Source organism: Microbacterium sp. ARD31 (assembly GCF_031844425.1).
This window is the reverse complement of record NZ_JAUZVE010000021.1, coordinates 38,939-61,000: the sequence shown is the minus strand read 5'-3', so window position 1 is coordinate 61,000 and position 22,062 is coordinate 38,939. Positions and strand designations below refer to the sequence as shown.

Sequence of the window (22,062 nt, the reverse complement as noted above, 5' to 3'; positions counted from 1 at the left end):
GGGCGAACCCACGAGCAGCCGGTAAGTGGTGTGTCAGGCCTTGCGCTTGATGAACTTCAGCAGCCAGACGATCACGCCGATGACCAGCAGGACCAGGCCCAGCCACAGCAGGAACTTCACGGCCTCGACGAAGATGCCGAGGAGCAGCAGGACGATTCCGACGACGATGAGGATAGTAACGAGTGCGGGCATGAACCCAGCTTCGCACTGGCCGAGCACTCGATCGGGGCCTTGACAGGCGGCTCCCGCCCCATATAAGGACCCGCGAGGATCACAACTCCTGCAGGTCCCGGCTCGCCGCGCGCCGTGCACGGCGGGAATTCGCGGGAAATAGGGCACTTGCCAGCCGGGCCGCACTCGCGGTGCAGGAGTTGTGATCCTCGGGCGCCCGGCACCCGCCGACCGGATGCCGCTCAGTGCGCGGTCTGCACCCCGACCAGGTCGTGCACCAGCACCGCTGCGGCTCGAGCGCCCTGACCGGCGGCGACGATGAGCTGCTGCGGGCCGGGCGCGGCGGCGTCGCCGGCGGCGTAGAGACCGGGCACCGTGGTGCGGCCGGATCCGTCGACGACCAGGTGACCGTCGGGGTCGCGCTCGGCCTCGACCGCGCCGAGGAAGTCGAGCGCCGGATGCCACACCGGCCGCACGAACCCGCCGTCGATCGCCACAAGACGCCCGGTGCCCAGGCGTACGCCGGTGACCGCGCCGCGCTCCCCCTCGAGATCCGCGATCCTGGATCGTTCGACGGTGATCCCGGATGCCGCGAGCTCGGCCTCTTCGACCGTCGACACCACGTCGGCACCGTTCGTGAACACCGTCAGGCGGTCGGTCCACCGGGCGATCAGGCGGGCGCGGGCGGCGAGGTCGGGGGTCTCGCCGATGAGCGCGAGCGGACGGTCCTGCAGCTCCCATGCGTCGCACGCCGCGCAGCTGAAGATCGACATGCCGTAGTACGACCGCAGGTTCGGAATCGTCGGCAGCGTCTCTCGCAGGCCGGTGGCGACGAGAACCGATCGGGCGGCGACGGCCGGTGGAGTGCGCGGTGTGCGGGCGTTGATGCCGGCGACGAAACGCAGCCCGTCGGTGCCGGGGTGCGGGCGCAGGCCCGCTACGACGGCGCGCTCGATCACGTGCACGTTCGGGTACGCCGTCAGCTCGGCGCGGGCGAGCTTGCGCAGCTCCAACGGCGAGACGCCGTCGCGGGTCAGGAAGCCGTGGGACCGCAGGGTCGCGGCGTTGCGCGGCCGGCCGGCGTCCACCACGACGACCGACGCGCGGGCGCGACCGAGGTTCAGCGCCGCCGAGAGCCCCGCGGGGCCGCCGCCGATGATGAGCGCGTCGACCTCGGTGCTGGTCTCGGCGGGGTGCGGGTCAGTCATGGCCTTCCGCCTGGGGAGGCAGCTCTGCGATGACGGGGTGGTCCTTGGCGATCACGCCGACCTTCGCGGCGCCCCCGGGCGAGCCGATGTCGTCGAAGAACTCGACATTGGCCTTGTAGTAGTCCTGCCACTCATCGGGGAGGTCGTCTTCGTAGTAGATCGCCTCGACCGGGCAGACCGGCTCGCAGGCGCCGCAGTCCACGCACTCGTCGGGGTGGATGTACAGCGACCGTTCGCCCTCGTAGATGCAGTCCACGGGGCACTCGTCGATGCAGGCGCGGTCCTTGACGTCGACGCAGGGAAGGGCGATGACGTAGGTCATGACTCGATCAGTGCTCCCGAACGGGAGATCGCCACCTGCTCGTCGCGCGGCACGACCTTGACGCGCTCGCGCGTGTGGCGGTGGGTCGCGCCGAGCTCGCGTTCGTGGGCGTCGAGGGCGCGCCAGCCATCCCACGTCGTGTAGGCGACGTCGCGCTCGCCGAGAAGGTCGAGCACGTCACCCGCGACGGCGGGAGCCGCGAGCAGCCCGGACTGCGCGTCGGACACGAGGTGGGCGATGGTCTCCATCGCGTCGGACTTGGTGTGGCCGATGAGGCCCACGGGCCCGCGCTTGATCCAGCCGGTGGCGTACAGGCCCTGCAACGCGGTGCCGCCGTCCTCGGCCGTCGCCGCAGAGGCGGTGTCGGTCACCCGGCCTTCGACGTTCGGGACCACGCCGCGCACCTCGTCGAACGGCGCCCCGAGCACGGGCGTGCCGAAGTAGCCCACGGCGCGGTAGACCTGCTGCACGGCGATCTCGCGGTACTCGCCGGTGCCGATGACGCTGCCGTCGCCGGTGGGCGCGGTGCGCTCGAAGCGCACACCCTCGACGCGGTCGGCTCCGATGACCTCGACAGGCGAGTGGTAGAAGTGCAGGTGCAGGCGGCGGCTGGCGCCGGTGCGCTCGCGCGTACGCCAGCTGTTCATGACGCGCAGCATCACCTTCAGCTGGTTGTTCTTGGCGTCGGCGGGGTCGGCGTCGCCGAAGTCCTCGTCGTGGACGATGATGTCGACGTTCGGCACTTCGCCGAGCTCGCGCAGCTCGATGGGCGTGAACTTGATGTCGGCGGGACCGCGGCGGCCGAAGACGTGCACGTCGGTGACGTTCGAGGCCTCGAGACCCCCGAGCACGTTGTCCGCGATCTCGGTCGAGCGCAGGTCTTCGGGGTGCTTCGCCAGCATGCGGGCGACGTCGAGGGCGACGTTGCCGTTGCCGATCACGGCGACCTCGGGGGCATCCAGCGGCCACTCGCGCGGCACGTCCGGGTGGCCGTCGAACCAGGCGACGAAGTCCGCAGCGCCGTACGACCCGGGCAGGTCGATGCCGGGGATGTCCAGGACGGCGTCGCGGATCGCGCCGGTGGCGATGATGACCGCGTCGTACCGTTCGCGCAGCTCGTCGAGGGCGATGTCCCGGCCCACCTCGACGTTGCCGATGAAGCGGATCGAACCGGCATCCAGCATCTCGTGCAGCGAGGTGACGATGCCCTTGATGCGCGGGTGGTCGGGGGCGACGCCGTAGCGGATCAGGCCGTAGGGCGCCGGGAGCGACTCGAAGAGGTCGATCGCGACCGAGCCGCCGGCCTCGGCGACGGAGCCCGAGAGGATGTTGCCCGCGTAGATGCCGGCAGGGCCCGCGCCGATGATCGCGACGCGCAGATTCGCAAGGGACGAAGGGGTGTGGGTCACAGCGAAGGGGCCTTTCGAGGGGTGCGCCCGCCGGGTGCGGCGAGCGGATCGAACGAAGAGAGATCGAGGGTGGCCAGCTCGGCCGGGGCGTACGGGCTCAGCCGCACGACATCGCCGACGACGACGACCGCGGGCGAACGCACGCCGCGCTCGGCGGCCTGCGCGGCGATGGTCGCGAGGGTGCCGACGGTCACGCGCTGTCCGGGGCCGAAGCCGTCCTCGACGACGGCGACGGGGCAGTCGACCCCGCGCTCGCCGCGCGCGAGGGTCAGGGCGGAGTGGGCGAGGGTTCCGACGCCCATGAGCAGGACGACGGTGTGATCGGCGCCGCCGCCGATCTCTCGGATCTGGTCGTGGCCCGTCGCGACGGTGAAGGCGGTCGCGACACCACGATGCGTGAGGGGGATGCCGGCCACCGCGGGCACGGAGATGGCGCTGGTGATGCCCGCGACGACCTCCACCTCGACCCCCGCCGCCTGGCAGAACGCCAGTTCTTCGAGGCCGCGGCCGAAGATGTACGGGTCGCCGCCCTTGAGGCGCACGACACTGCGACCCTCGCCGGCCAGCTGCACCAGGAGCGCGTTGATGTTGTCCTGGGGTACGGCGTGGTGACCGGGGAGCTTGCCGACGTCGACGACCTCGGCGGTGAGGATGACGCCCTCGGCGGCGAGGCCGTCGAGCACGGCACGGGCGCCGAGACGGTCGGCGACGATGACGTCGGCCCGCTCGAGCGCGCGGAGTCCGCGGACGGTGAGCAGCCCCGGGTCGCCCGGACCCGCTCCGACGAGCCACACCTTGCCGGTCGCGCCGGTCATATCGCCCACTCCGTGCCGCCCGACAGGCCCGCCTCGGCGACCCTGTCGCGCACGATGCCGGCCGCGAGGGTCGCGCCGTCGGTCGGGTGGATGACGAGGAACGATCCGCCGTGCCGGTTGTCGGCGTACGGCTCGACCGGCAGGTCCGCTGCCAGGCGCAGTCGCACCCGGCCGATGTCGTTCGTCGCGAGCGCCTCGGCGGGCTCGTGGGTCAGCGTGTCGAGGTCGTAGCGCGACGAGACGTCGGCGACGAGCGCCTGCACGGTCGTCGTGCCGTGCTTGAGGAGCACGCGGGCTCCCGGGGCGAGCGTGCGCCGGTCGAGCTGGAACAGTTCGGCGTCGATGTCGCGTCGTCCGTCCGGCAGGGTGCCGGCCGCCACGACGAGGGCGCCGCGCGCGGCATCCACATCATCGGCCAGCTCCAGCGAGACCGACTGCGGCGCGACCGCCTCGTCGGCCTCTTCGCCCGCGATCCGGATGCCGGTCACGGTGGTGGCAACCCGCGAGGGGAAGACCTCGACGCGGTCGCCGACGCGCACGGTCCCCGAGGCGATGCGTCCGGCGACGGCGCGGTAGTCGCGCAGGCCCTCGGCGGCGACGGGGTCGGCGGCGAGCTCGGGCGACAGACCGCCCTGGGGACGCAGCACCAGCTGCACCGGCAGGCGCAGCGGCTCGTGCTCCTGGTCGAGCTCGTCCGCGCCGGGGAGCGTCTCGAGGAGCTCGAGGAGTGCCGGACCCGCGTACCAGGGGGTCCGCGGCGACCGGTCGACGATGTTGTCGCCCTCGAGCGCCGAGACCGGCAGCACGTGCAGGTCTTCGATGCCCAGTTCGCCGGCCACCCGGTGGGCGTCGGACGACACCGTGGCGAAGGTGTCGGCGTCGAAGCCGGTGAGGTCGATCTTGTTGACGGCGACGATCACGTGGGGCACCCGCAGGAGCGCGACCACCGCGAGGTGTCGCACCGTCTGCTCGACGACGCCCTTCCGCGCATCGACGAGGACGACGACCGCGTCGGCGGTCGTCGCGCCGGTGACCATGTTCCGGGTGTACTGCACGTGGCCGGGGCAGTCGGCGAGGATGAACGATCGCGACGCGGTGGCGAAGTAGCGGTAGGCGACGTCGATCGTGATGCCCTGCTCGCGCTCGGCGCGCAGACCGTCGGTCAGCAGGGCGAAGTCGAACTCGCCGTGCGCGAACCCGCGCTCGGCGGAGGTGCGTGCGACCTGCTCGAGCTGGTCGGCGAGGATCGCCTTGGAGTCGTGCAGCAGCCGCCCGACCAGCGTGGACTTGCCGTCGTCGACCGAGCCGGCCGTGGCGAACCGGAACAGCGTCCCGGTGGAGAGGGTCGCGGGCATCAGAAGTATCCGTCCTTCTTGCGGTCTTCCATGGCGGCTTCCGACAGGCGGTCGTCGGCTCGCGTGGCACCGCGCTCGGTGAGGGTGGAGCGCGCGACCTCGGCGACGATGGCGCCGATGTCGGCGGCGTCCGAGTCGACGGCGCCGGTGCAGCTCATGTCGCCGACGGTGCGGTAGCGCACGGTGCGGACCTCGACGGACTCGTCTTCGCGCGGCGGCGAGAACTCCCCGACGGGGCGCCACATGCCGTCGCGCGCGTACACCTCGCGCTCGTGCGCGAAGTACAGCGGGGGCAGGGCGATGCTCTCGCGCTCGATGTAGCGCCAGACGTCCAGCTCGGTCCAGTTCGAGATCGGGAACGCCCGCACGTGCTGCCCGGGAGTGTGGCGGCCGTTGTACAGGCTCCACAGTTCGGGGCGCTGGTTGCGCGGGTCCCACTGGCCGAACTCGTCGCGCAGAGAGATGATGCGCTCCTTGGCGCGGGCCTTGTCCTCGTCACGGCGGGCTCCGCCGAAGACGGCGTCGTGGCGTCCCGCGGCGATCGCGTCGAGCAGGGGCAGCGTCTGCAGCGGGTTGCGGGTGCCGTCGGCGCGCTCCTGCAGGCGGCCGTCGTCGATGTAGTCCTGCACCCGCGCCACTTCGAGACGGATGCCGAGACGGGCGACCGTCTCGTCGCGGAAGCGGATCACCTCGGGGAAGTTGTGCCCGGTGTCCACGTGCAGCACGGGGAACGGCACCCGCCCGGGCGCGAAGGCCTTCGTGGCCAGGTGCAGCACCACGACGGAGTCCTTGCCGCCGGAGAACAGCAGCACGGGACGTTCGAACTCGGCGACGACTTCGCGGATGACGTGGATGGCCTCGGCCTCGAGGATGTCGAGGGTCGAGAGGCGCTCGCGCTGGTCGGTCGTCGAGCGCGGAGCGGAGCGATGAGGCGAAACGTCCGTCACATCCTGCGTCGTCTCGTCTCGCTGCACTCGCTCGACGACCGGCGAAAGGTTCTCAGTCATACGTGGAGCCCGCATTCCGTCTTCGAGAGACCGGCCCAGCGGCCGGCTCGGGGGTCTTCTCCGGGTGCGACCGGCTTCGTGCACGGCTCGCAGCCGATCGAGGGGTAGCCGTTGGAGACCAGGAGGTTGACCGGTACCTGATGGGCGCCGGCGTAGTCCAGCAGGTCGTCGAACGTCCATGCGGCGACGGGGTTGACCTTGACGAGGCCGTTGCGCTCGTCCCACGTCACCAGAGGGGTGTTCGCCCGCGTCGGCGCCTCTTCGCGCCGGACGCCGGTGAACCACACCTCGTAGCCGCCGAGCGCGTCCTGCAGCGGAGCGACTTTGCGGCGCGCGCAGCACAGGGCCGGGTCGCGCTCGTACAGCTTCGCGCCGAACTCGGCGTCCTGCTCTGCGACGGTCTGCTCGGGCAGCACATCCACGATGCGCACGTCCAGCGCCCGGCCGACCTCGTCCCGCGTGAAACGCGTCTCTGCGAAGTGGTACCCGGTGTCGAGGAACAGCACGTCAACACCGGGCAGCTGCTCGGCGACGAGGTGGGGAAGCGCGGCGTCGGCCATCGAGCAGGCGACGGCGACGGCATCCACTCCGAAGTTGCGGGCGACCCACGCGACGACTTCGGCGGGGGACGCCTCGTCGGCGGCGAGGCTGTGCAGCTCGCGCTCGCCCTGCTCGGCGAGCGCCTTCAGCTCGTCTCGCGTGCGCTTGACAGCGGTGCGCGGGGCCAGGGAAACGGTCATACCAGGGCCTCCTCGTCGGCACGGTGCGCCCACTGCGCGAACGTCTCGTCGATGCCGGAGTCGCGCTCGTCGAGGAAGCGGCGCACGACGCGGTCGACGTAGTCGGCGATGCCGTCGGCGGCGACCTTGAGGCCGCGGACGGTACGGCCGAGGCCTGCCTCGTCGCGGTCCTGCGATGCCAGCCCTCCGCCGAGGTGCACCTGGTAGCCGGGAACCTGCTCGCCGTCGATCGTGACGAGCTGTCCCTTGAGGCCGATGTCGGCGGTCTGGATGCGGGCGCACGAGTTCGGGCAGCCGTTCACATGCAGCGAGATCGGATGCGGCAGCTCGAACTGCTCGAGGCGCTTCTCGAGGTCGAGGACGGCGGCGGTGGCGTAGGCCTTGGTCTCGACGATCGCGAGCTTGCAGAACTCGATGCCCGTGCACGCGATGGTGCCGCGGCGGATGAGGCTCGGCCGCGCCGACAGCCCGAGCCCGTCGAGTCCGGCGATGAGGGATTCGACGCGGTCCTCGGGGATGTCGAGGATGACGATCTTCTGGTGGGGCGTCGTGCGGAGGCGGGTCGAACCGTGCGCCTCGATGAGGTCTGCGAGGTCGGCGAGGATCGGACCCGAGACGCGGCCGACGATCGGCGTGGCACCGACGTAGAAGCGGCCGTCCTTCTGGCGGTGCACGCCGACGTGGTCGCCCGGGGTCGGGGGCTTCGGGGCGGGCGGACCGTCGGGGAGCGCGTAGCCGAGGTACTCGTCCTCCAGCACCTGCCGGAACTTCTCGGGCCCCCACTCGGCGAGCAGGAACTTCAGACGCGCCTTGTTGCGCAGCCGCCGGTAGCCGTAGTCGCGGAAGATCTGCGCCACCCCGTGCCACGCCTCGGCCACCTGCTCGGGGGCGACGAAGGCCCCCAGGCGCTCGCCGAGCCGCGGCGAGGCCGAGAGGCCGCCGCCGACCCACAGGTCGTAGCCGATGCCGAGCTCGGGGTGCTCGACGGCGACGAAGGCCACGTCGTTGATCTCGTGGACGACGTCCTGGCTCGGGTGCCCTGTGATGGCCGACTTGAACTTGCGGGGGAGGTTCGCCAGCGACGCGTCGCCCAGGAACCGCGAGGTGATCTCGTTGATCTGCGGGGTCGGATCGATCAGCTCGTCGGCCGAGATGCCGGCGACGGGGGAGCCGAGGATCACGCGGGGGACATCGCCGCACGCCTCGGTGGTGCCGAGGCCCACAGCCTCGAGTCGTCGCCAGATCTCGGGGACGTCCTCGACGCGGATCCAGTGCAGCTGGATGTTCTGGCGGTCGGTGATGTCGGCGGCGTCGCGGCCGAACTCCGACGAGATGCCGGCGATGACGCGCAGCTGCTCTGTGGTCAGCTGTCCTCCGTCGATGCGCACCCGCATCATGAAGTACTCGTCTTCGAGCTCGTGCGGTTCGAGTGTTGCGGTCCGGCCGCCGTCGATCCCGGGCTTGCGCTGCGTGTAGAGACCCCAGACGCGGAAGCGTCCGTGCAGGTCGGTGGGATCGATGGAGGCGAACCCGCCCTTGGAGTAGATGTTCTCGATGCGCTCGCGCACGCTCAGGCCGTTGTCGACCTGCTTCCACTCCTCGTTGCCGTTCAGCGGCGTCGTGCCGTCGATCTTCCACTGGCCGTTCGGCTTGGACGAGGGGCGAGGCGGACGAGCGCGCGCACCCTCCGCGCGGGGCGCGGGGGAGCCGGTCGATGTGTCGCTGATGGTCACGGTGGCCTCCGTCGTCTCCGCGCATGCCCGGCGCGGACTCCGTCGAGTCCACTCCACGAGAGTAGGCAACCGTTTCTGAGCGGGGGCCGTCAGGCGTCAAGAGGCGTTAACGGCCGAAACAGGGCGTCACACAGTTGCGTCGTCGGCCTCGACCTGGGCGGGCGCGTCGAGGGCCTCGCGGTAGCGCGCGACGACGAGATCGACGAGGGATGCCGGGGGCTCGTCGTCGTCGAGGAGGGGACGGGCGACGGGATCGGGCTGCGAGAGCCGCACGGCGAGATCGTCGAAGTAGCCGGGGGCGAGGAGGTAGTTCGCGACCACGACGCGCGACGCGGTGGTGCGCGCGGCGGAGACCGCGGCGCCCACGCGGGGATCCGTCGCCGCGAGGAAGCCCGTCGTGACCGGGCGCCCGAGACGGGCCGCCAGCATGTCGGCCGTCGTGCGGCAGTCGTCGTTGGCGCGCTCGTCGCTGGAGCCGGCCACGGCCAGCACCACGGCGTCCTCCGGCTGCGGTGCGAGCGGGGCGAGTCGCGCGGCGAGGGCCTCGACGAGACGCGCGTCGGGGCCGAGGGCCTTCGCGATCGTCACGCCCGAGCGCCCGGCGGTCTGCTCGATGAGGTCGATGCGCACGTGGTAACCCGCAGACAGCAGGAGCGGAACGATGACCACCCGCTGGTCCGGCGGCAGGGCGTCGAGGGATGCCGGAACGTCGGGCTGCTGGACGTCGACGTGTCCGAGCCGGACGGTGACATCGGGAAGACGTGCCGCGACGGCATCCACCAGTGCGGCGACGGCCGCCTGACCCGCCGGCGAAGACGTGCCGTGCGAGATCGCGAGAAGGGCCGGGATGCTGCTCATCCCGGCCCATTCTGCCGCACGGTTTCGGCCGTGCGACCCGTGTGTCACGTGCTGTCACACGTGCGCGTGACGGCAGCCTCGCTCGCGGTGGTGCGGGTGGTGGTCGAAACGCGGACCGTCGTGGGATGCGCGGTGCATGTGCCCGCCGTGGCCGCGGTGCCCTCCGCTGTGTTCGCGCTCGCCGCGAGCGGGACGTTCGTGGTGGTGGCGCCGGTCCTTGCGGCGGCGGCGTTCGAGGAGCTCCGAGACGGCGCCCTCGAGCGCGGTGAGGCGCTCGGCGATGTCGTCCAGGGTGGCGGTGGGGCGGAGATCTTCGGAGGGCTCGCCCGGGAAGGTGTCGTTGTCTGTCATGTGATGGATGTCTTTCGTCGGGGCGGCGGCGGTGTGCCGTCAGAGATACATGCTGTATTGCATGCATATGTAGTGTGACATGCACTCGCAAAACTTGTCAACACACATGTAAATTCGACACATGGCCGACGCCCCGAACGACCCCGCGGACGCGATCGCCGATGCGCTCGCGCGGCTCCGCTCCAAGCGTGGTCCGCGCCCGCCGGGAGTCGGGCCTCAGCCGCTCCACGGTCCGCACCCGCATTCCGCCGACGAGCACCGCGGCCGTGGCCACCACGAGCACCACCATGGGCGCGGCGGCGGACCGTGGGCCGGAGGCGCTCGGCTCGGCGGACCCGCACGTCTGCGCATGCTCGAGGCGCTCGCCGCGGCATCCGGTGGGCTGTCGATCAGCGCGATCGCCGACGCGGTCGGGGTCGATCAGCCCCGGGCCTCGCGGCTGGTGCAGCAGTCGGTCGAGCTGGGGCTCGTGGTGCGCGAGGCCGATCCGGACGACGCGCGGCGCACGCTCGTGGCCCTGACCGATCAGGGCCGGAGTGCGGTCCGCGGCTTCCGCGGCGAGCGGCGCTCGTCGGTCGCCGCCGCGCTGGAGTCCTTCACCGACGCGGAGCGGGCGGAGCTCGCCCGACTTCTCGCCAAGCTCGCAGACGGGTGGCCGGTCTGACCCCTGCGCTGCAGCGCGTGCGCGGCGCTGGGACCCACCGATACCGTGAAAGGCGTCCGATCAGCGAAGGGTGTCGCCATGTCCGCCGGTTCCGCAGAAGAGACCGACCGCTCCACCGGTGAGCGGCGCGTCCCGGCGCCACCGCCCGGGACGGTCAGTCGATGACGGCCTGCTTCGCCTTGACGGGCAGCATGAGGAGCAGGCCCGCCAGCAGCACGAGCACGATCCCGAGGATGCCGAGGCGCGTGTTCCCGGAGATCGCGACGAACAGTGCGAACAGGCCCGGCGCGAGGAACGACACTGCGCGCCCGGTCGTGGCGTAGAGACCGAAGATCTCGCCCTCCCGCCCCTCGGGGGTGATGCGGGCGAGGAAGGAGCGGCTGGCGGACTGGATCGGTCCGACGAAGGCGGTGAGGAAGAGCCCCGCGATCCAGAACCCGATCTGGGCCGTGCCGATGAAGAGCACCGCGGTGCCGGCGACGATCAGGCCGAGCAGCGACACGATGATCACGTTCTTGGGGCCGAACCGGTCGTCGAGGCGGCCGGCGAGGATCGTCGAGATGCCCGCGACGACGTTCGCCGCGACCGCGAAGTACAGCACCTCGGACGAGGAGAACCCGAACACCTGCGCGGCGATGATCGCGCCGAAGGTGAACACCCCGGCGAGCCCGTCGCGGAACACGGCGCTGGCGAACAGGAACATCAGCACCTGGCGGTTTCCGCGCCACAGCTTCGTGATCGTGGCCCACAGCACGGCGTACGAGCGGAAGAAGCCCACGCGCACCCGGCGCTCGCGTGCCGGCACCTCGGGCACGCGGAGCAGGACCGGGATCGCGAAGATCCCGAACCACACCGCGGAGGTGAGCACCGCGAGGCGGATATGCAGCCCGCCGTCGGTCGGGATGCCGAGCACCCCCGCGCGCCCCTCGGCCCCGAAGCTCTGAATGAAGAGCACCAGCAGGATCAGCAGCAGGACGATGCCGCCCACGTAGCCCATGCCCCAGCCGAAGCCCGACACGCGGCCCATGTTCTCGCGGTCCGAGACCTGCACGAGCATGGCGTTGTAGTTCACGCCCGCGAACTCGAAGAAGACGTTGCCGACCGCCAGCAGGGTCGCGCCGAGGATGAGGTACGCCGGCGTGCCCTCGACGAAGAACATCGCGGCCATCGCCAGCACGACGACGGCGGTGTTGACCCCCAGCCAGAACTTGCGCCGGCCGGTGCCGTCGGAACGCTGCCCGAGCACGGGTGCGAGGGCGGCGATGAGGATGCCGGCGATCATGAGCGCCCAGCCGACGACGCTGGCGTTGTCGGCCAGCGCGCGCTCCAGTGCCGGGTCGCGCTCGCTCCCGGCGGCCGCCTGGACGATCGCGGGGTCGACGAAGAGCGTCGAGGCGAGATAGGTCGAGAACACGAACGTCGTCACGACGGCGTTGAACGCCGCCGATCCCCAGTCCCACAGCGCCCAGGCGAGCACGCCCCGGCGACCGGCGCGCGCGTTCGTGGGGGGAGTGATCTCCGACTCGGGTGCGGGCTGATGCGGCAGCGGCATGTCGGTCACGGTAGGACCTCTCGGTGAACGGCGGGTTCCGCCACGGGGCCGCGGCATCGCGGCGTGCGGTCAGGCTATCGCGAGCGCGGCCCTGTTCCGCGAACCGTCGCGGGCGACCCGCGGCGGCGCGACCGCGGTGCCATGATGAGCACATGTCCGTGCATGTGGAACGCGTCGAGCTGGCCGGTATCGGCATCCGCCATGACATCGAGACGGATGCCGGGCGCCGCATCTCGGTGGTGACCTTCCGCGAGGGCGGGCGCGAACTCGCCGTCTCGGACGATGAGGATCCGGACCGCGCGGCGATGACCGTCTCGCTCGCCGACGACGAGGCCACCGCGCTGTCGGAGGTGCTCGGCGGATCGCTCATCCTCACCCAGATCGCGCAGCTGCGCGAACAGGTCGACGGGCTCTCGACCGAGCAGATCCCGGTGCCCGCCGACTCGCCGTTCGCGGGTCGGGCGCTCGGCGACACGAAGGCACGCACCCGGACGCGATCTTCGATCGTGGCGATCGTGCGCGACGCCGGCGTGCTGCCCGCGCCGGGTCCGGACGATCTGCTGCGGGCCGGCGACACCTTGGTCGCCGTCGGCACCCGCGAAGGACTGGACGCGCTGGTGCGCATCATCGGCGGGAGCTGACCGGCGATGGACCACGGGGCGCTCGTGCTCATCGAGATCGGCGCGCTCCTGCTCGGCATCGCCCTGCTCGGGCGCCTCGCGGCGCGACTGGGCATCTCGCCGATCCCGCTGATCCTCCTCGGCGGGCTGGCCTTCGGCGAGGGCGGCCTGCTGCCGGTGGCGGCCGGGGCCGAGTTCATCGAGATCGGCGCCGAGATCGGCATCATCCTGCTGCTGGTGATGCTGGGTCTCGAATACACCGCACGCGAGCTCGTGACGAACCTCCATGCGGCGCGCAGGGACGGCGTCCTCGACATGCTGCTCAACGCCGTGCCCGGTGCGCTGCTGGCGCTCGCCCTGGGTTGGGGACCGGTCGCGGCGGTCGCGCTGGCGGGCATCACGTGGATCTCGTCTTCGGGCGTCATCGCCAAGATGGTGCAGGACCTCGGGCGCCTCACCAACCGCGAGACACCGGTCATCCTGTCGATCCTCGTCATCGAGGACCTCGCGATGGCGTTCTACCTGCCCATCCTCACCGCGGTCCTCGTCGGCGCCGGGTTCGCCGCCGGTCTGGTCACGGTGGTGATCGCGCTCGCCGCGGTGGTGCTCATCCTGTACGTCGCGCTGCGTCACGGCCACCTCGTGTCGCGGCTGGTGTGGTCGAAGAACGCCGAAGTGCTGCTGCTGTCGGTGCTCGGGCTGACGCTGCTGGTCGCGGGTCTCGCCGCGGGGGCGAGCGTGTCGTCCGCGGTGGGGGCTTTCCTGGTGGGCATCGCCATCTCCGGTCCCGTCGCCGCGCACGCCGCGCGTCTGCTCACACCGCTGCGCGACCTGTTCGCGTCGGTCTTCTTCCTGTTCTTCGGCCTGTCCACCGACCCACGGGATCTCGTTCCGATGCTCGTCCCGGCCATTCTGCTGGCCGTCGTGACCATCGCCACCAAGGTGCTCACCGGGTACCTCGCCGCCCGGCGCGCCGGTATCGGCGAGGCCGGTCGCTGGCGGGCGGGCTTCGCGCTCACGCCCCGGGGGGAGTTCTCCATCGTCATCGCCGGACTCGCCGTCGCCGCCGGCGTGGACCGCTCGCTGGCTGCCCTCGCCACCGCCTACGTCCTCATCACGATCATCGCCGGGCCGCTCCTGTCGCGCCTGCCCGATACGCGCGCGTTCGCCGCGTGGACGAGGCGGCGGCAAGCGGAACGGCGGCGGCGCCAGAAGGCCGCGACGGCGGGAGAAGTTGAGTCTTCTCATATCAAGTTCATTTGACACGTGCCGGAGCCCGGAGTACGGTTGAGCCATTGCGACTCAAGATCGCGAGAAGACTTCTGATCAACCGGGCCGCGGCATCCGTCCGCGCCCACACGAAGGAGAGAACACATGGCACGTGCTGTTGGAATCGACCTCGGTACGACGAACTCCGTCGTCGCAGTGCTCGAGGGCGGCGAGCCCAAGGTCATCGCGAACGCCGAGGGCTTCCGCACCACCCCCTCGGTGGTGGCCTACACGAAGGACGGCGAGGTGCTCGTCGGCGAGACCGCCAAGCGCCAGGCCGTCACCAACGTCGACCGCACCGTCTCGAGCGTCAAGCGCCACATGGGCACCGACTGGGGCTTCGACGTCGACGGCAAGAAGTGGACGCCGCAGGAGATCTCGGCCCGCATCCTGCAGAAGCTCAAGCGCGACGCCGAGCAGTACCTCGGCGACACGGTGACGGATGCCGTCATCACGGTCCCCGCCTACTTCAACGACGCCGAGCGTCAGGCCACGAAGGAGGCCGGCGAGATCTCGGGCCTCAACGTCCTGCGCATCATCAACGAGCCGACGGCCGCGGCGCTCGCGTACGGCCTCGACAAGGGCAAGGAGGACGAGCTCATCCTCGTCTTCGACCTCGGCGGCGGAACCTTCGACGTGTCGCTGCTCGAGGTGGGCAAGGACGACGACTTCTCGACCATCCAGGTGCGCTCCACCGCCGGCGACAACCGCCTCGGCGGCGACGACTGGGACCAGCGGGTCGTCGACTACCTCATCAAGCAGTTCAAGGACACCACCGGTGTCGACGTCTCGGGCGACAAGATCGCGCTGCAGCGTCTGAAGGAGGCTGCGGAGCAGGCGAAGAAGGAGCTCTCGAGCTCGACGTCCGCCTCGATCAACCTCCCGTACCTGTCGCTGACCGACTCGGGCCCGGTGTCGCTGAGCGAGACCCTTTCCCGCGCCAAGTTCGAGGACCTCACCAAGGACCTTCTCGACCGCACCAAGAAGCCCTTCGAGGACGTCATCCGCGAGGCCGGCATCAAGGTCGGCGACATCGACCACGTCGTGCTCGTCGGCGGATCGACCCGTATGCCCGCGGTGAGCGAGCTCGTCAAGAAGGAGACCGGCGGCAAGGAGCCCAACAAGGGCGTCAACCCGGACGAGGTCGTCGCCGTCGGCGCCGCTCTGCAGGCCGGCGTGCTGCGCGGTGAGCGCAAGGACGTGCTGCTGATCGACGTCACCCCCCTGAGCCTCGGCATCGAGACCAAGGGCGGCATCATGACGAAGCTCATCGAGCGCAACACCGCCATCCCGACCAAGCGCAGCGAGACCTTCACCACGGCCGACGACAACCAGCCGTCCGTAGCGATCCAGGTCTTCCAGGGCGAGCGGGAGTTCACCCGCGACAACAAGCCGCTCGGAACCTTCGAGCTGACCGGCATCGCCCCCGCGCCCCGCGGCATCCCGCAGGTCGAGGTCACCTTCGACATCGACGCGAACGGCATCGTGCACGTCTCGGCGAAGGACAAGGGCACCGGCAAGGAGCAGTCGATGACCATCACGGGCGGCTCGTCGCTTCCCAAGGAGGACATCGAGCGCATGGTGCGCGAGGCCGAGGAGCACGCCGCCGAGGACAAGAAGCGCCGTGAGGCCGCCGAGGTGCGCAACCAGGCCGAGACCCTGTCGTACTCGATCGACAAGCTCATCCAGGAGAACGCCGACAAGCTGCCCGAGGACGTCAAGTCCGATGTGCAGGCCGACGTCGACGCGCTCAAGACGGCGCTCGCCGGTGACGACGACGACGCGGTCAAGACCGCGTACGACAAGCTCAACCAGAGCCAGCAGAAGCTCGGCGAGGCCATCTACGCGGCCGGTCAGGCCGAGCAGCAGGCCCAGCCCGCCGGCGACCAGCCGGCCGAGGGCGGCGAGCAGCCGGCATCCGATGAGGACGTCATCGACGCCGAGGTCGTCGACGACGAGGACGAGAAGAAGTAACCATGGCCGACAAGGACTTCGAAGAGCCGCAGGACGCCTCGGCGCCCGAGCCTGAAGAAGGCCAGTCCAGCCAGCCGGGGCCGGAGGAGCAGTCCTCCGGCCCCGCGCCGCAGGACGGCACGGCGGGTGAGGGCGATGCCGCGGGTGAGGACGAGGAGCTGACCGTCGACGACATCCTCGGTGCTTCGCAGAACGCGGATGCCGCGGCCGAAGACGCGGTGATCGCCGATCTCGAGAGCGCACTGCTCACCGACCTCAAGCGGCTCCAGGCCGAGTACGCCAACTACCGGCGACGCACCGAGGAGCAGCGGGAGGTCGAGATCGAGCGCGCCAAGGGCTCGGTGGCCAAGGGCCTGCTGCCCGTGCTCGACGACCTCGACCGCGCCGAGAAGCACGGCGACCTCGTCGAGGGCAGCCCCTTCGTCGCGATCGCCGAGAAGCTGCGCGGCGTCGCCGAGCGGATGGGCCTGGCTACGTACGGCGAGGCCGGCGAGGCGTTCGACCCCCAGCAGCACGAGGCCATCTTCCAGGCGCCCACTCCCGGGACGACCGAGCCCACCATCCTCGAGGTGGTCGAGATCGGCTACCGCCTGGGCTCGGTGGAGCTGCGCCCCGCGAAGGTCGTCGTGGCCGTGCCCGCAGACCCTTCGTCCGGCTCAGGGGCCGGTTAGGCAGAGATGGCCAGTCAGGACTGGTTCGATAAGGACTTCTACAAGATCCTCGGGGTGTCGAAGGACGTCACCGACGCCGATCTGAAGAAGACCTATCGCAAGCTCGCCCGCAAGTACCACCCGGACTCCAACGCCGGCGACACGGCCGCCGAGGCGAAGTTCAAGGAGGTCAGCGAGGCGTACTCGGTGCTCAGCGACGCCGAGCAGCGGCAGGAGTACGACCAGATCCGTGCCATGGGCTCCGGCGCCCGCTTCACGGCGGGCGGTCAGAGCGCCGGCGGGTTCGAGGACGTCTTCAGCGCCTTCCAGCAGGGTCGCGGCGGCCGGTACCAGGCGCAGGACTTCGAGGACATCTTCTCGATGTTCAACCAGCAGCCCGGCGGCGGCTTCGGCTCGGGACGCTTCGGGCAGCCCACCGGCGGCTTCCGCGGATACGGCGGCCCTTCCCGAGGAGCCGACGTCACCGCGAGGACGACACTGGACTTCACCACGGCGGCGAAGGGCGAGACCATCACCCTGCAGGGCGAAGAGGGAAAGCCCTTCAAGGTGAAGATCCCCGCCGGGGTCGCCGACGGGCAGAAGATCCGCCTGCGCGGCCGCGGCCGTCCGTCTCCGGACGGCGGTGAGGCCGGCGACATCGTCGTGCAGGTGGCGGTGCGCCCTCATCCCGTCTTCACGCGCGACGGGGTGAACCTGCGCGTCACCGTGCCGGTGACGTTCACCGAGGCGGCGCTCGGCGCGACCATCGAGGTCCCGACGCTCGGGGGCGACCCCGTGAAGCTGCGCGTGGCGCCCGGCACGCCCTCGGGTCGGGTCCTGCGCGTCAAGGGCCGCGGCATCCAGACCAGCAAGGCGACCGGCGATCTGCTGGCCGAAGTGCAGGTCGCCGTGCCGGCGCACCTCGACGATGCCGCACGCGAGGCGCTCGAGCGGTACCACGAGCTGGAGCCCAAGGAGAACCCCCGCGCAGACCTCATGGCGAAGGCGCGCGGCTAGACGAACGAGGCAGGTGAGCAGACGTGACCGAGCGAGGCGACATCGACGAGGACGCGCCGATCTTCGCGATCGCCGCAGCCGCCGAGCTGTCGGGGATGCACCCGCAGACCCTGCGCCAGTACGACCGGCTCGGGCTCGTGGTCCCCGAACGCACGCAGGGCGGGTCGCGCCGGTACTCGCTGCGCCACGTCGAGCAGCTCCGCGAGGTGGCCCGCCTGTCGTCCGACGGGATGAGCCTGCCCGCGATCGCGCGGCTGGTCACCCTCGAGCAGCGCGTGCACGACCTGTCGCGTCGGGTGCGCGACCTCGAGCAGCAGCTGGCGATCGAGCGGCAGTCCCGGCCGGGGGCCCGGGTGTTCGCCGCCGGGGCGACCGGGTCGGTGGTGACGCTCCGCCACGGAACACGCGTGCGCCGCGCGACCGAGGTCGTCGTGTGGCGACCGCGTCATGCGCTCAGCCCCGACGGCGGCGACGACTCGGCGCCCGGCGAGGCTCGCCCCTCCTGACGAGAGCGGCGAGCACCGGCATCCGTCAGTCGTGGGATCCGCCGCCGGGGTCGCCGTCCACGCCGCGGTGGGCGCGGAAACGCAGCCAGTCCTCGCGGGACTGTGCCGCGTACGCGAACGCCCATTCGACCAGCGCCTCGCCGGCGACCCGGCCGCCGCCGAGGTAGCCCGACACGCGCCCGGCGTGCGGGGACTGCCCGTGCGCGCGGGCCAGCGTGGCCGCGCACGCGTCGGCGTACCAGTGGAACGGCCCGTCCTCGAGCGCGTCGACCTCGAACCCGCCCTTCTTGTCGTGGAACTGCCGCACATAGAAGGAGCGGTCCGGCCCGCCCTCGGCGGGCGTGCCGGTCAGGTGGCCGAGGAAGGGATCCGACACGGCCTGCAGGATGCGCTGCATCGCCACCACGCGCCCGCCGTCGCCGTAGCGCTCGATGTACCGCGCGCGGACGGGGCGAACATCGTCGATTTCGGGGATGCCGTGTGGTGGGCGTTCGTCACGATCACGACCGTCGGCTACGGCGACTTCTACCCGGTCACCGCGGGCGGGCGCATCGTGGCGGTGCTGCTCATGTGCGGGTGCGTCGCCGAGCTCACCGCGCGTCTGGGCGAGGGCCCGGCCGATCCGGCTCCGTGAGCCGTACCCGCGCCGTGCCCGCGCTCACAGAGTGCGGAACGTGTAGGTCACCGTGACCGAGGAGGCGCGCGTGTCGACGTCTACGCGCGCGCCCACCCGGGCGCCGTTGGTCGTGACCAGCGGCAGCTCGGCGCTGTAGGCATCGCTGCCGCGCGAGGCCGCCGTGAGGTCTTCGTCGAGCTGCTCGAGATGTTCGGCGGTCCAGCCCCACGACGGCGCGACGGAGCGGACCGAACCCATCGCGGTACCCCACGTCCGGGGACCGGCGGGCCCGGTCCGGAGGGCCACAAGCTCGTCGTCCTCGGTGATGAGGGTGAACGCGTCGACGAGCTCGATGCTGAAGGTGCCCTCTTCCCCGAGGACGATCGCGCGCACCGGCACGAGCGGCTCGATCGTGCGCTCGCCGTCGGGCTCGAGCCCCAGGTCGGTGGCGGACAGCGCGTCCTCGCGCAGCTTGACCCGCAGCTCGCCCTGACGGGTGAGGAAGTCGACACCCGCCTGCGTGAACAGCGACGCACCGTCGGCGGCCTGCTGATCCACGGCTGCCTCGGGCTCGGGCTCGCTCCACCACGAGTCGCCCACGGCGATCGCCGCGATCACGACGCCGATGCACAGCAGGGCGACGATGGTCGTCGGCACCCACGACAGCAGTCGCTTGCGCCGCAGACGCTGCGCCTGCGGGGAACGGGGTGACGGCATCAGTGCACGATCGCTTTCAGCAGCGCCATCAACGCGCCGAAGCCGGCCGTGCTGACCGCCCCCAGGAGGCGGACCGGCAGCGCGGCGCCGCGCCGGGCGAACGCGACGTAGCCGAGGATTCCGAGGAGGATCACGCACGACCACAGCGCCGCCCACTCCGCCACGGGATCGGGCACGATCTGGGTCGTCCCCAGGAGCAGGATCGCGCAGGGGATGAGCGCCGACAGCAGCAGGCCCCACGAGGCGCGCAGCGCCTGGCGGAAGGACGCCCGCAACCCGGTGTCGCGGCCCTCGTCGAGGCCGTGATGGGCGACGGTCCCCGCGTAGACGTGCGCGAGCCAGAACACGACCACGGTGAACACCACGGTGACGAGCACCTGCAGCGACGACGTGGAGTGCAGGCTCGCGACGACGATGAGGCCGGCCACGAGCAGCACGCCGTAGACGGCCTGCTCGGTGGTGAATCCCGTGCGCACGAGCACCCGATGCAGCCCGTGCGTGCGCCGGTCGGCGTGGCGTGGAGACGTGTCGCTCATACCGGGTCGATCCGCAGCACCCCGGGCGTCTCGCCCACGGGAATGTCGTCGACCACCCGCAGGCTGCGGGCCAGGTCGTCCACGGCGCCGATGACGGTGCCGAAGCGCTCACGGTCGGAGCACACCGCCGTGACGGTGACGAAGTGCGTTCCGGTGTCCCACGTGTACGTGGCGAACGGCGGTGTGCGCTCGTCGCGGGGGAGCGGCATGGCGAGCTTCTCGCCCTCGCCCAGGTGGGGGTTGCGGAACGACTCGGTGTCGTCGTACTCCATCGGCATCATCGCGCGCGCCGCGCGCAGCTCGTTCGTGGCGCGCTGCACCTGCGCCATCACCACGAGCAGATCCGGGTCCGCCTTCCACACCCACGCGAGCACACGCCCAGCGGCCCGCTTCATGAGCAGGGGTGCGGCCTGGCTCATCGCCCACGCGGCGACGCCGCTGCCGGGCCGGGGAGTCTGACCGGCCGGGCCGACAGCGCGGCCGGCCTGCGTGAGCAGCATCCGGATCGCGGCCTTGCGGTGCCGACGCCCGCGCCAGCCCAGCGAATCGGTCACCGGCACCCAGCGATCGAGGGCGGCATCGGCCTGAAGTCTCGGCATGACTCCAGGGTACGTGGGCAGGCGACACGGCGCCTCTGAGGGCGCGGCGAGGGCTCCCGGACGCGCCGCGGCGCTCGGGTACAGTGGATGCCGCGTGCCCGACGACCATCGAACCGCGCACTTCGCCGCACAGACAGGTCCACCGCATCCCGTGACTGAACCCGCGACGCCCGACGAATCCGCCGCCGACGCCGTGAGCCAGCGACCCCTCACGGTCCTGATCGGCGCCGACACGTTCCTGCCTCATGTGAACGGAGCCGCCCGCTTCGCGGAGCGGCTGGCCGCGGGCCTCGTCGCGCGCGGGCACGAGGTGCACGTCATGGCGCCCAGTCGCACCCATCGCGAGCACGGCACGTTCACCGAGGTGATCGAGGGCGAGTCCATGACGATGCACCGGCTGCCGTCGTGGCGCTGGCTGCCGCACGACTGGCTCACCTTCGTGCTGCCGTGGATGTCGAAGCACTATGCGCGCAGAGTCCTCGACCGCGTACGCCCCGACGTGGTGCACATCCAGTCGCACATCGTGATCGGCCGGGGACTCTCTCGCGAGGCGCACAAGCGCGGAATCCCGATCGTGGCCACCAACCACGTGATGGCCGAGAACGTCGTCGACTTCACCACGCTCCCGCCGGTGCTCGACAAGTTCGTCGTCAAGCTGGCGTGGGACGACGCCAAGCGCACCTTCGACCTCACGCGCGCCGTCACGACCCCGACGCGCAAGGCCGCCGACTTCCTCGAGAATACGATCGACATCCGCGGTGTGATGCCCGTCAGCTGCGGACTCGAGGCCAAGAACTACACCCCCGATCTCACCCCGCGCGACGCCCATCGCCTCGTGTTCGTGGGGCGGCTGACCACCGAGAAGCAGATCGATGTCATCCTGCGGGCACTCACCAAGCTCGACCCGGCGCTCGACGTGCAGTTCGATGTCGTCGGCAACGGCGACCAGCGACGCAACCTCGAGGAGCTGGCCGGTCAGCTCGGACTCGCCGACCGGGTGCGCTTCCACGGCCACACCACCGACGAGGAGCTGAGGGGCTTCCTCACCCGCGCGAGTGTGTTCGTGATCGCCTCGATCGCCGAACTGCAGTCCATCGCGACCATGGAGGCGATGGCCTCGGGCCTGCCGATCGTCGCCGCGGACGCCGTCGCGCTGCCGCACCTCGTCCACGATGGCGAGAACGGCTACCTGTTCCGCCCCGGTGACCCGGACGACCTGGCCGCGAAGATCAACCGCGTGCTGCGCCAGACGCCCGACGAGCGGCGTCGGATGCAGGAAGCCTCACTGGAGGGCGTGAAGGTGCACGACATGACCCGGACCCTCGAGACCTTCGAGGCGCTCTACCGCGGCGAGCCGGTTCCGGAGTAGCCCG

25 protein-coding genes are annotated in these 22,062 nt (G+C 71.0%); 9 read left to right on the top strand and 16 right to left on the bottom strand.

Annotated features, from left to right (window positions below; all coding sequences use genetic code 11):
* Nucleotides 1–33 precede the first annotated feature (33 nt).
* From Q9S36_RS32070 to Q9S36_RS32020, 11 genes are all read right to left on the bottom strand, one after another.
* Nucleotides 34–192: a hypothetical protein gene (locus Q9S36_RS32070; RefSeq protein WP_311288881.1), complete on the bottom strand. Its 159-nt coding sequence runs from the start codon at nucleotides 190–192 to the stop codon at nucleotides 34–36.
* A 221-nt stretch (nucleotides 193–413) separates the two neighbouring features.
* The gene (locus Q9S36_RS32065) at nucleotides 414–1,379 is read right to left on the bottom strand and encodes an NAD(P)/FAD-dependent oxidoreductase (RefSeq protein WP_311288880.1); all 966 of its coding nucleotides are present in this window, start codon (nucleotides 1,377–1,379) and stop codon (nucleotides 414–416) included.
* Nucleotides 1,372–1,701 carry a ferredoxin gene (gene fdxA, locus Q9S36_RS32060; RefSeq protein ID WP_251452893.1) on the bottom strand — a complete coding sequence of 110 codons (330 nt, stop codon included), beginning with the start codon at nucleotides 1,699–1,701 and terminating at the stop codon, nucleotides 1,372–1,374. The genes Q9S36_RS32065 and fdxA overlap by 8 nt, the downstream gene beginning before the upstream one ends.
* Complete coding sequence (locus Q9S36_RS32055; protein ID WP_311288879.1) at nucleotides 1,698–3,110, bottom strand: FAD-dependent oxidoreductase; 1,413 nt, start codon at nucleotides 3,108–3,110, stop codon at nucleotides 1,698–1,700. Before Q9S36_RS32055 ends, fdxA begins: the two co-directional genes overlap by 4 nt.
* Nucleotides 3,107–3,925 (bottom strand): uroporphyrinogen-III C-methyltransferase, encoded by an 819-nt coding sequence (gene cobA / locus Q9S36_RS32050; RefSeq protein ID WP_311288878.1) that lies wholly within the window; start codon nucleotides 3,923–3,925, stop codon nucleotides 3,107–3,109. The genes Q9S36_RS32055 and cobA overlap by 4 nt, the downstream gene beginning before the upstream one ends.
* Complete coding sequence (locus Q9S36_RS32045) at nucleotides 3,922–5,280, bottom strand: GTP-binding protein (protein ID WP_311288877.1); 1,359 nt, start codon at nucleotides 5,278–5,280, stop codon at nucleotides 3,922–3,924. Before Q9S36_RS32045 ends, cobA begins: the two co-directional genes overlap by 4 nt.
* The gene (gene cysD, locus Q9S36_RS32040; RefSeq protein WP_311288876.1) at nucleotides 5,280–6,287 is read right to left on the bottom strand and encodes a sulfate adenylyltransferase subunit CysD; all 1,008 of its coding nucleotides are present in this window, start codon (nucleotides 6,285–6,287) and stop codon (nucleotides 5,280–5,282) included. Before cysD ends, Q9S36_RS32045 begins: the two co-directional genes overlap by 1 nt.
* A complete protein-coding gene (locus Q9S36_RS32035) occupies nucleotides 6,284–7,027 on the bottom strand; it encodes a phosphoadenylyl-sulfate reductase (RefSeq protein ID WP_311288875.1) in 744 nt (247 codons plus the stop codon). Before Q9S36_RS32035 ends, cysD begins: the two co-directional genes overlap by 4 nt.
* A complete protein-coding gene (locus Q9S36_RS32030; RefSeq protein WP_396653888.1) occupies nucleotides 7,024–8,760 on the bottom strand; it encodes a nitrite/sulfite reductase in 1,737 nt (578 codons plus the stop codon). The genes Q9S36_RS32035 and Q9S36_RS32030 overlap by 4 nt, the downstream gene beginning before the upstream one ends.
* 126 nt (nucleotides 8,761–8,886) lie before the next feature.
* Complete coding sequence (locus Q9S36_RS32025) at nucleotides 8,887–9,618, bottom strand: CbiX/SirB N-terminal domain-containing protein (protein WP_311288874.1); 732 nt, start codon at nucleotides 9,616–9,618, stop codon at nucleotides 8,887–8,889.
* Between the two features lie 54 nt (nucleotides 9,619–9,672).
* Nucleotides 9,673–9,969 carry a hypothetical protein gene (locus tag Q9S36_RS32020; RefSeq protein WP_311288873.1) on the bottom strand — a complete coding sequence of 99 codons (297 nt, stop codon included), beginning with the start codon at nucleotides 9,967–9,969 and terminating at the stop codon, nucleotides 9,673–9,675.
* Between the two features lie 121 nt (nucleotides 9,970–10,090).
* Here Q9S36_RS32020 and Q9S36_RS32015 point away from each other — a divergent pair, with 121 nt between their 5' ends.
* Complete coding sequence (locus Q9S36_RS32015) at nucleotides 10,091–10,633, top strand: MarR family winged helix-turn-helix transcriptional regulator (RefSeq protein ID WP_311288872.1); 543 nt, start codon at nucleotides 10,091–10,093, stop codon at nucleotides 10,631–10,633.
* Between the two features lie 154 nt (nucleotides 10,634–10,787).
* Here Q9S36_RS32015 and Q9S36_RS32010 read toward each other — a convergent pair whose 3' ends face one another.
* Nucleotides 10,788–12,185 carry an MFS transporter gene (locus Q9S36_RS32010; protein ID WP_311288871.1) on the bottom strand — a complete coding sequence of 466 codons (1,398 nt, stop codon included), beginning with the start codon at nucleotides 12,183–12,185 and terminating at the stop codon, nucleotides 10,788–10,790.
* A gap of 152 nt (nucleotides 12,186–12,337) precedes the next feature.
* On the opposite strand from Q9S36_RS32010, the gene Q9S36_RS32005 reads away from it, so the two are divergent.
* The 6 genes from Q9S36_RS32005 (at nucleotide 12,338) to Q9S36_RS31980 (ending at nucleotide 18,221) form a co-directional block, all read left to right on the top strand.
* The gene (locus Q9S36_RS32005; RefSeq protein ID WP_311288870.1) at nucleotides 12,338–12,826 is read left to right on the top strand and encodes a TrkA C-terminal domain-containing protein; all 489 of its coding nucleotides are present in this window, start codon (nucleotides 12,338–12,340) and stop codon (nucleotides 12,824–12,826) included.
* 6 nt (nucleotides 12,827–12,832) lie between these two features.
* Nucleotides 12,833–14,068, top strand: a complete 1,236-nt coding sequence (locus Q9S36_RS32000) for a cation:proton antiporter (protein ID WP_311288869.1) — start codon at nucleotides 12,833–12,835, stop codon at nucleotides 14,066–14,068.
* Nucleotides 14,069–14,179: 111 nt separating this feature from the next.
* Nucleotides 14,180–16,048, top strand: a complete 1,869-nt coding sequence (dnaK, locus tag Q9S36_RS31995) for a molecular chaperone DnaK (protein ID WP_251452870.1) — start codon at nucleotides 14,180–14,182, stop codon at nucleotides 16,046–16,048.
* 2 nt (nucleotides 16,049–16,050) lie between these two features.
* Nucleotides 16,051–16,719 carry a nucleotide exchange factor GrpE gene (locus Q9S36_RS31990; RefSeq protein WP_251452855.1) on the top strand — a complete coding sequence of 223 codons (669 nt, stop codon included), beginning with the start codon at nucleotides 16,051–16,053 and terminating at the stop codon, nucleotides 16,717–16,719.
* A 6-nt stretch (nucleotides 16,720–16,725) separates the two neighbouring features.
* Complete coding sequence (locus Q9S36_RS31985) at nucleotides 16,726–17,715, top strand: DnaJ C-terminal domain-containing protein (RefSeq protein WP_311288868.1); 990 nt, start codon at nucleotides 16,726–16,728, stop codon at nucleotides 17,713–17,715.
* A 23-nt stretch (nucleotides 17,716–17,738) separates the two neighbouring features.
* Nucleotides 17,739–18,221 carry a heat shock protein transcriptional repressor HspR gene (locus Q9S36_RS31980; RefSeq protein ID WP_311288867.1) on the top strand — a complete coding sequence of 161 codons (483 nt, stop codon included), beginning with the start codon at nucleotides 17,739–17,741 and terminating at the stop codon, nucleotides 18,219–18,221.
* 25 nt (nucleotides 18,222–18,246) lie between these two features.
* Here Q9S36_RS31980 and Q9S36_RS31975 read toward each other — a convergent pair whose 3' ends face one another.
* A complete protein-coding gene (locus Q9S36_RS31975; protein WP_311288866.1) occupies nucleotides 18,247–18,597 on the bottom strand; it encodes a DUF2252 family protein in 351 nt (116 codons plus the stop codon).
* On the opposite strand from Q9S36_RS31975, the gene Q9S36_RS51685 reads away from it, so the two are divergent.
* Nucleotides 18,574–18,855 carry a potassium channel family protein gene (locus Q9S36_RS51685; RefSeq protein WP_396653887.1) on the top strand — a complete coding sequence of 94 codons (282 nt, stop codon included), beginning with the start codon at nucleotides 18,574–18,576 and terminating at the stop codon, nucleotides 18,853–18,855. The genes Q9S36_RS31975 and Q9S36_RS51685 overlap by 24 nt on opposite strands.
* A gap of 24 nt (nucleotides 18,856–18,879) precedes the next feature.
* Here the strand turns inward: Q9S36_RS51685 and Q9S36_RS31965 are convergent, their stop codons facing one another.
* From Q9S36_RS31965 to Q9S36_RS31955, 3 genes are read right to left on the bottom strand one after another with little or no spacing between them, the layout of a single operon-like run.
* Complete coding sequence (locus Q9S36_RS31965; protein ID WP_311288865.1) at nucleotides 18,880–19,554, bottom strand: hypothetical protein; 675 nt, start codon at nucleotides 19,552–19,554, stop codon at nucleotides 18,880–18,882.
* A complete protein-coding gene (locus Q9S36_RS31960) occupies nucleotides 19,554–20,090 on the bottom strand; it encodes a hypothetical protein (protein WP_311288864.1) in 537 nt (178 codons plus the stop codon). The genes Q9S36_RS31965 and Q9S36_RS31960 overlap by 1 nt, the downstream gene beginning before the upstream one ends.
* Nucleotides 20,087–20,689 (bottom strand): hypothetical protein, encoded by a 603-nt coding sequence (locus tag Q9S36_RS31955; protein WP_311288863.1) that lies wholly within the window; start codon nucleotides 20,687–20,689, stop codon nucleotides 20,087–20,089. The genes Q9S36_RS31960 and Q9S36_RS31955 overlap by 4 nt, the downstream gene beginning before the upstream one ends.
* Nucleotides 20,690–20,840: 151 nt before the next feature.
* Between Q9S36_RS31955 and Q9S36_RS31950 the strand changes: the two genes are divergently transcribed.
* Nucleotides 20,841–22,058 (top strand): glycosyltransferase, encoded by a 1,218-nt coding sequence (locus Q9S36_RS31950; RefSeq protein ID WP_311288862.1) that lies wholly within the window; start codon nucleotides 20,841–20,843, stop codon nucleotides 22,056–22,058.
* The last annotated feature ends 4 nt before the right edge of the window (nucleotides 22,059–22,062 follow it).

Excerpts from the sequence above, each read along its gene's own strand:
- Q9S36_RS32070 (WP_311288881.1), bottom strand. The coding sequence starts at position 192 with ATGCCCGCACTCGTTACTATCCTCATCGTCGTCGGAATCGTCCTGCTG.
- Q9S36_RS32065 (WP_311288880.1), bottom strand. The coding sequence starts at position 1,379 with ATGACTGACCCGCACCCCGCCGAGACCAGCACCGAGGTCGACGCGCTC.
- fdxA (WP_251452893.1), bottom strand. The coding sequence starts at position 1,701 with ATGACCTACGTCATCGCCCTTCCCTGCGTCGACGTCAAGGACCGCGCC.
- cobA (WP_311288878.1), bottom strand. The coding sequence starts at position 3,925 with ATGACCGGCGCGACCGGCAAGGTGTGGCTCGTCGGAGCGGGTCCGGGC.
- Q9S36_RS32045 (WP_311288877.1), bottom strand. The coding sequence starts at position 5,280 with ATGCCCGCGACCCTCTCCACCGGGACGCTGTTCCGGTTCGCCACGGCC.
- cysD (WP_311288876.1), bottom strand. The coding sequence starts at position 6,287 with ATGACTGAGAACCTTTCGCCGGTCGTCGAGCGAGTGCAGCGAGACGAG.
- Q9S36_RS32035 (WP_311288875.1), bottom strand. The coding sequence starts at position 7,027 with ATGACCGTTTCCCTGGCCCCGCGCACCGCTGTCAAGCGCACGCGAGAC.
- Q9S36_RS32025 (WP_311288874.1), bottom strand. The coding sequence starts at position 9,618 with ATGAGCAGCATCCCGGCCCTTCTCGCGATCTCGCACGGCACGTCTTCG.
- Q9S36_RS32020 (WP_311288873.1), bottom strand. The coding sequence starts at position 9,969 with ATGACAGACAACGACACCTTCCCGGGCGAGCCCTCCGAAGATCTCCGC.
- Q9S36_RS32015 (WP_311288872.1), top strand. The coding sequence starts at position 10,091 with ATGGCCGACGCCCCGAACGACCCCGCGGACGCGATCGCCGATGCGCTC.
- Q9S36_RS32010 (WP_311288871.1), bottom strand. The coding sequence starts at position 12,185 with ATGCCGCTGCCGCATCAGCCCGCACCCGAGTCGGAGATCACTCCCCCC.
- Q9S36_RS32005 (WP_311288870.1), top strand. The coding sequence starts at position 12,338 with ATGTCCGTGCATGTGGAACGCGTCGAGCTGGCCGGTATCGGCATCCGC.
- Q9S36_RS32000 (WP_311288869.1), top strand. The coding sequence starts at position 12,833 with ATGGACCACGGGGCGCTCGTGCTCATCGAGATCGGCGCGCTCCTGCTC.
- dnaK (WP_251452870.1), top strand. The coding sequence starts at position 14,180 with ATGGCACGTGCTGTTGGAATCGACCTCGGTACGACGAACTCCGTCGTC.
- Q9S36_RS31990 (WP_251452855.1), top strand. The coding sequence starts at position 16,051 with ATGGCCGACAAGGACTTCGAAGAGCCGCAGGACGCCTCGGCGCCCGAG.
- Q9S36_RS31985 (WP_311288868.1), top strand. The coding sequence starts at position 16,726 with ATGGCCAGTCAGGACTGGTTCGATAAGGACTTCTACAAGATCCTCGGG.
- Q9S36_RS31965 (WP_311288865.1), bottom strand. The coding sequence starts at position 19,554 with ATGCCGTCACCCCGTTCCCCGCAGGCGCAGCGTCTGCGGCGCAAGCGA.
- Q9S36_RS31960 (WP_311288864.1), bottom strand. The coding sequence starts at position 20,090 with ATGAGCGACACGTCTCCACGCCACGCCGACCGGCGCACGCACGGGCTG.
- Q9S36_RS31955 (WP_311288863.1), bottom strand. The coding sequence starts at position 20,689 with ATGCCGAGACTTCAGGCCGATGCCGCCCTCGATCGCTGGGTGCCGGTG.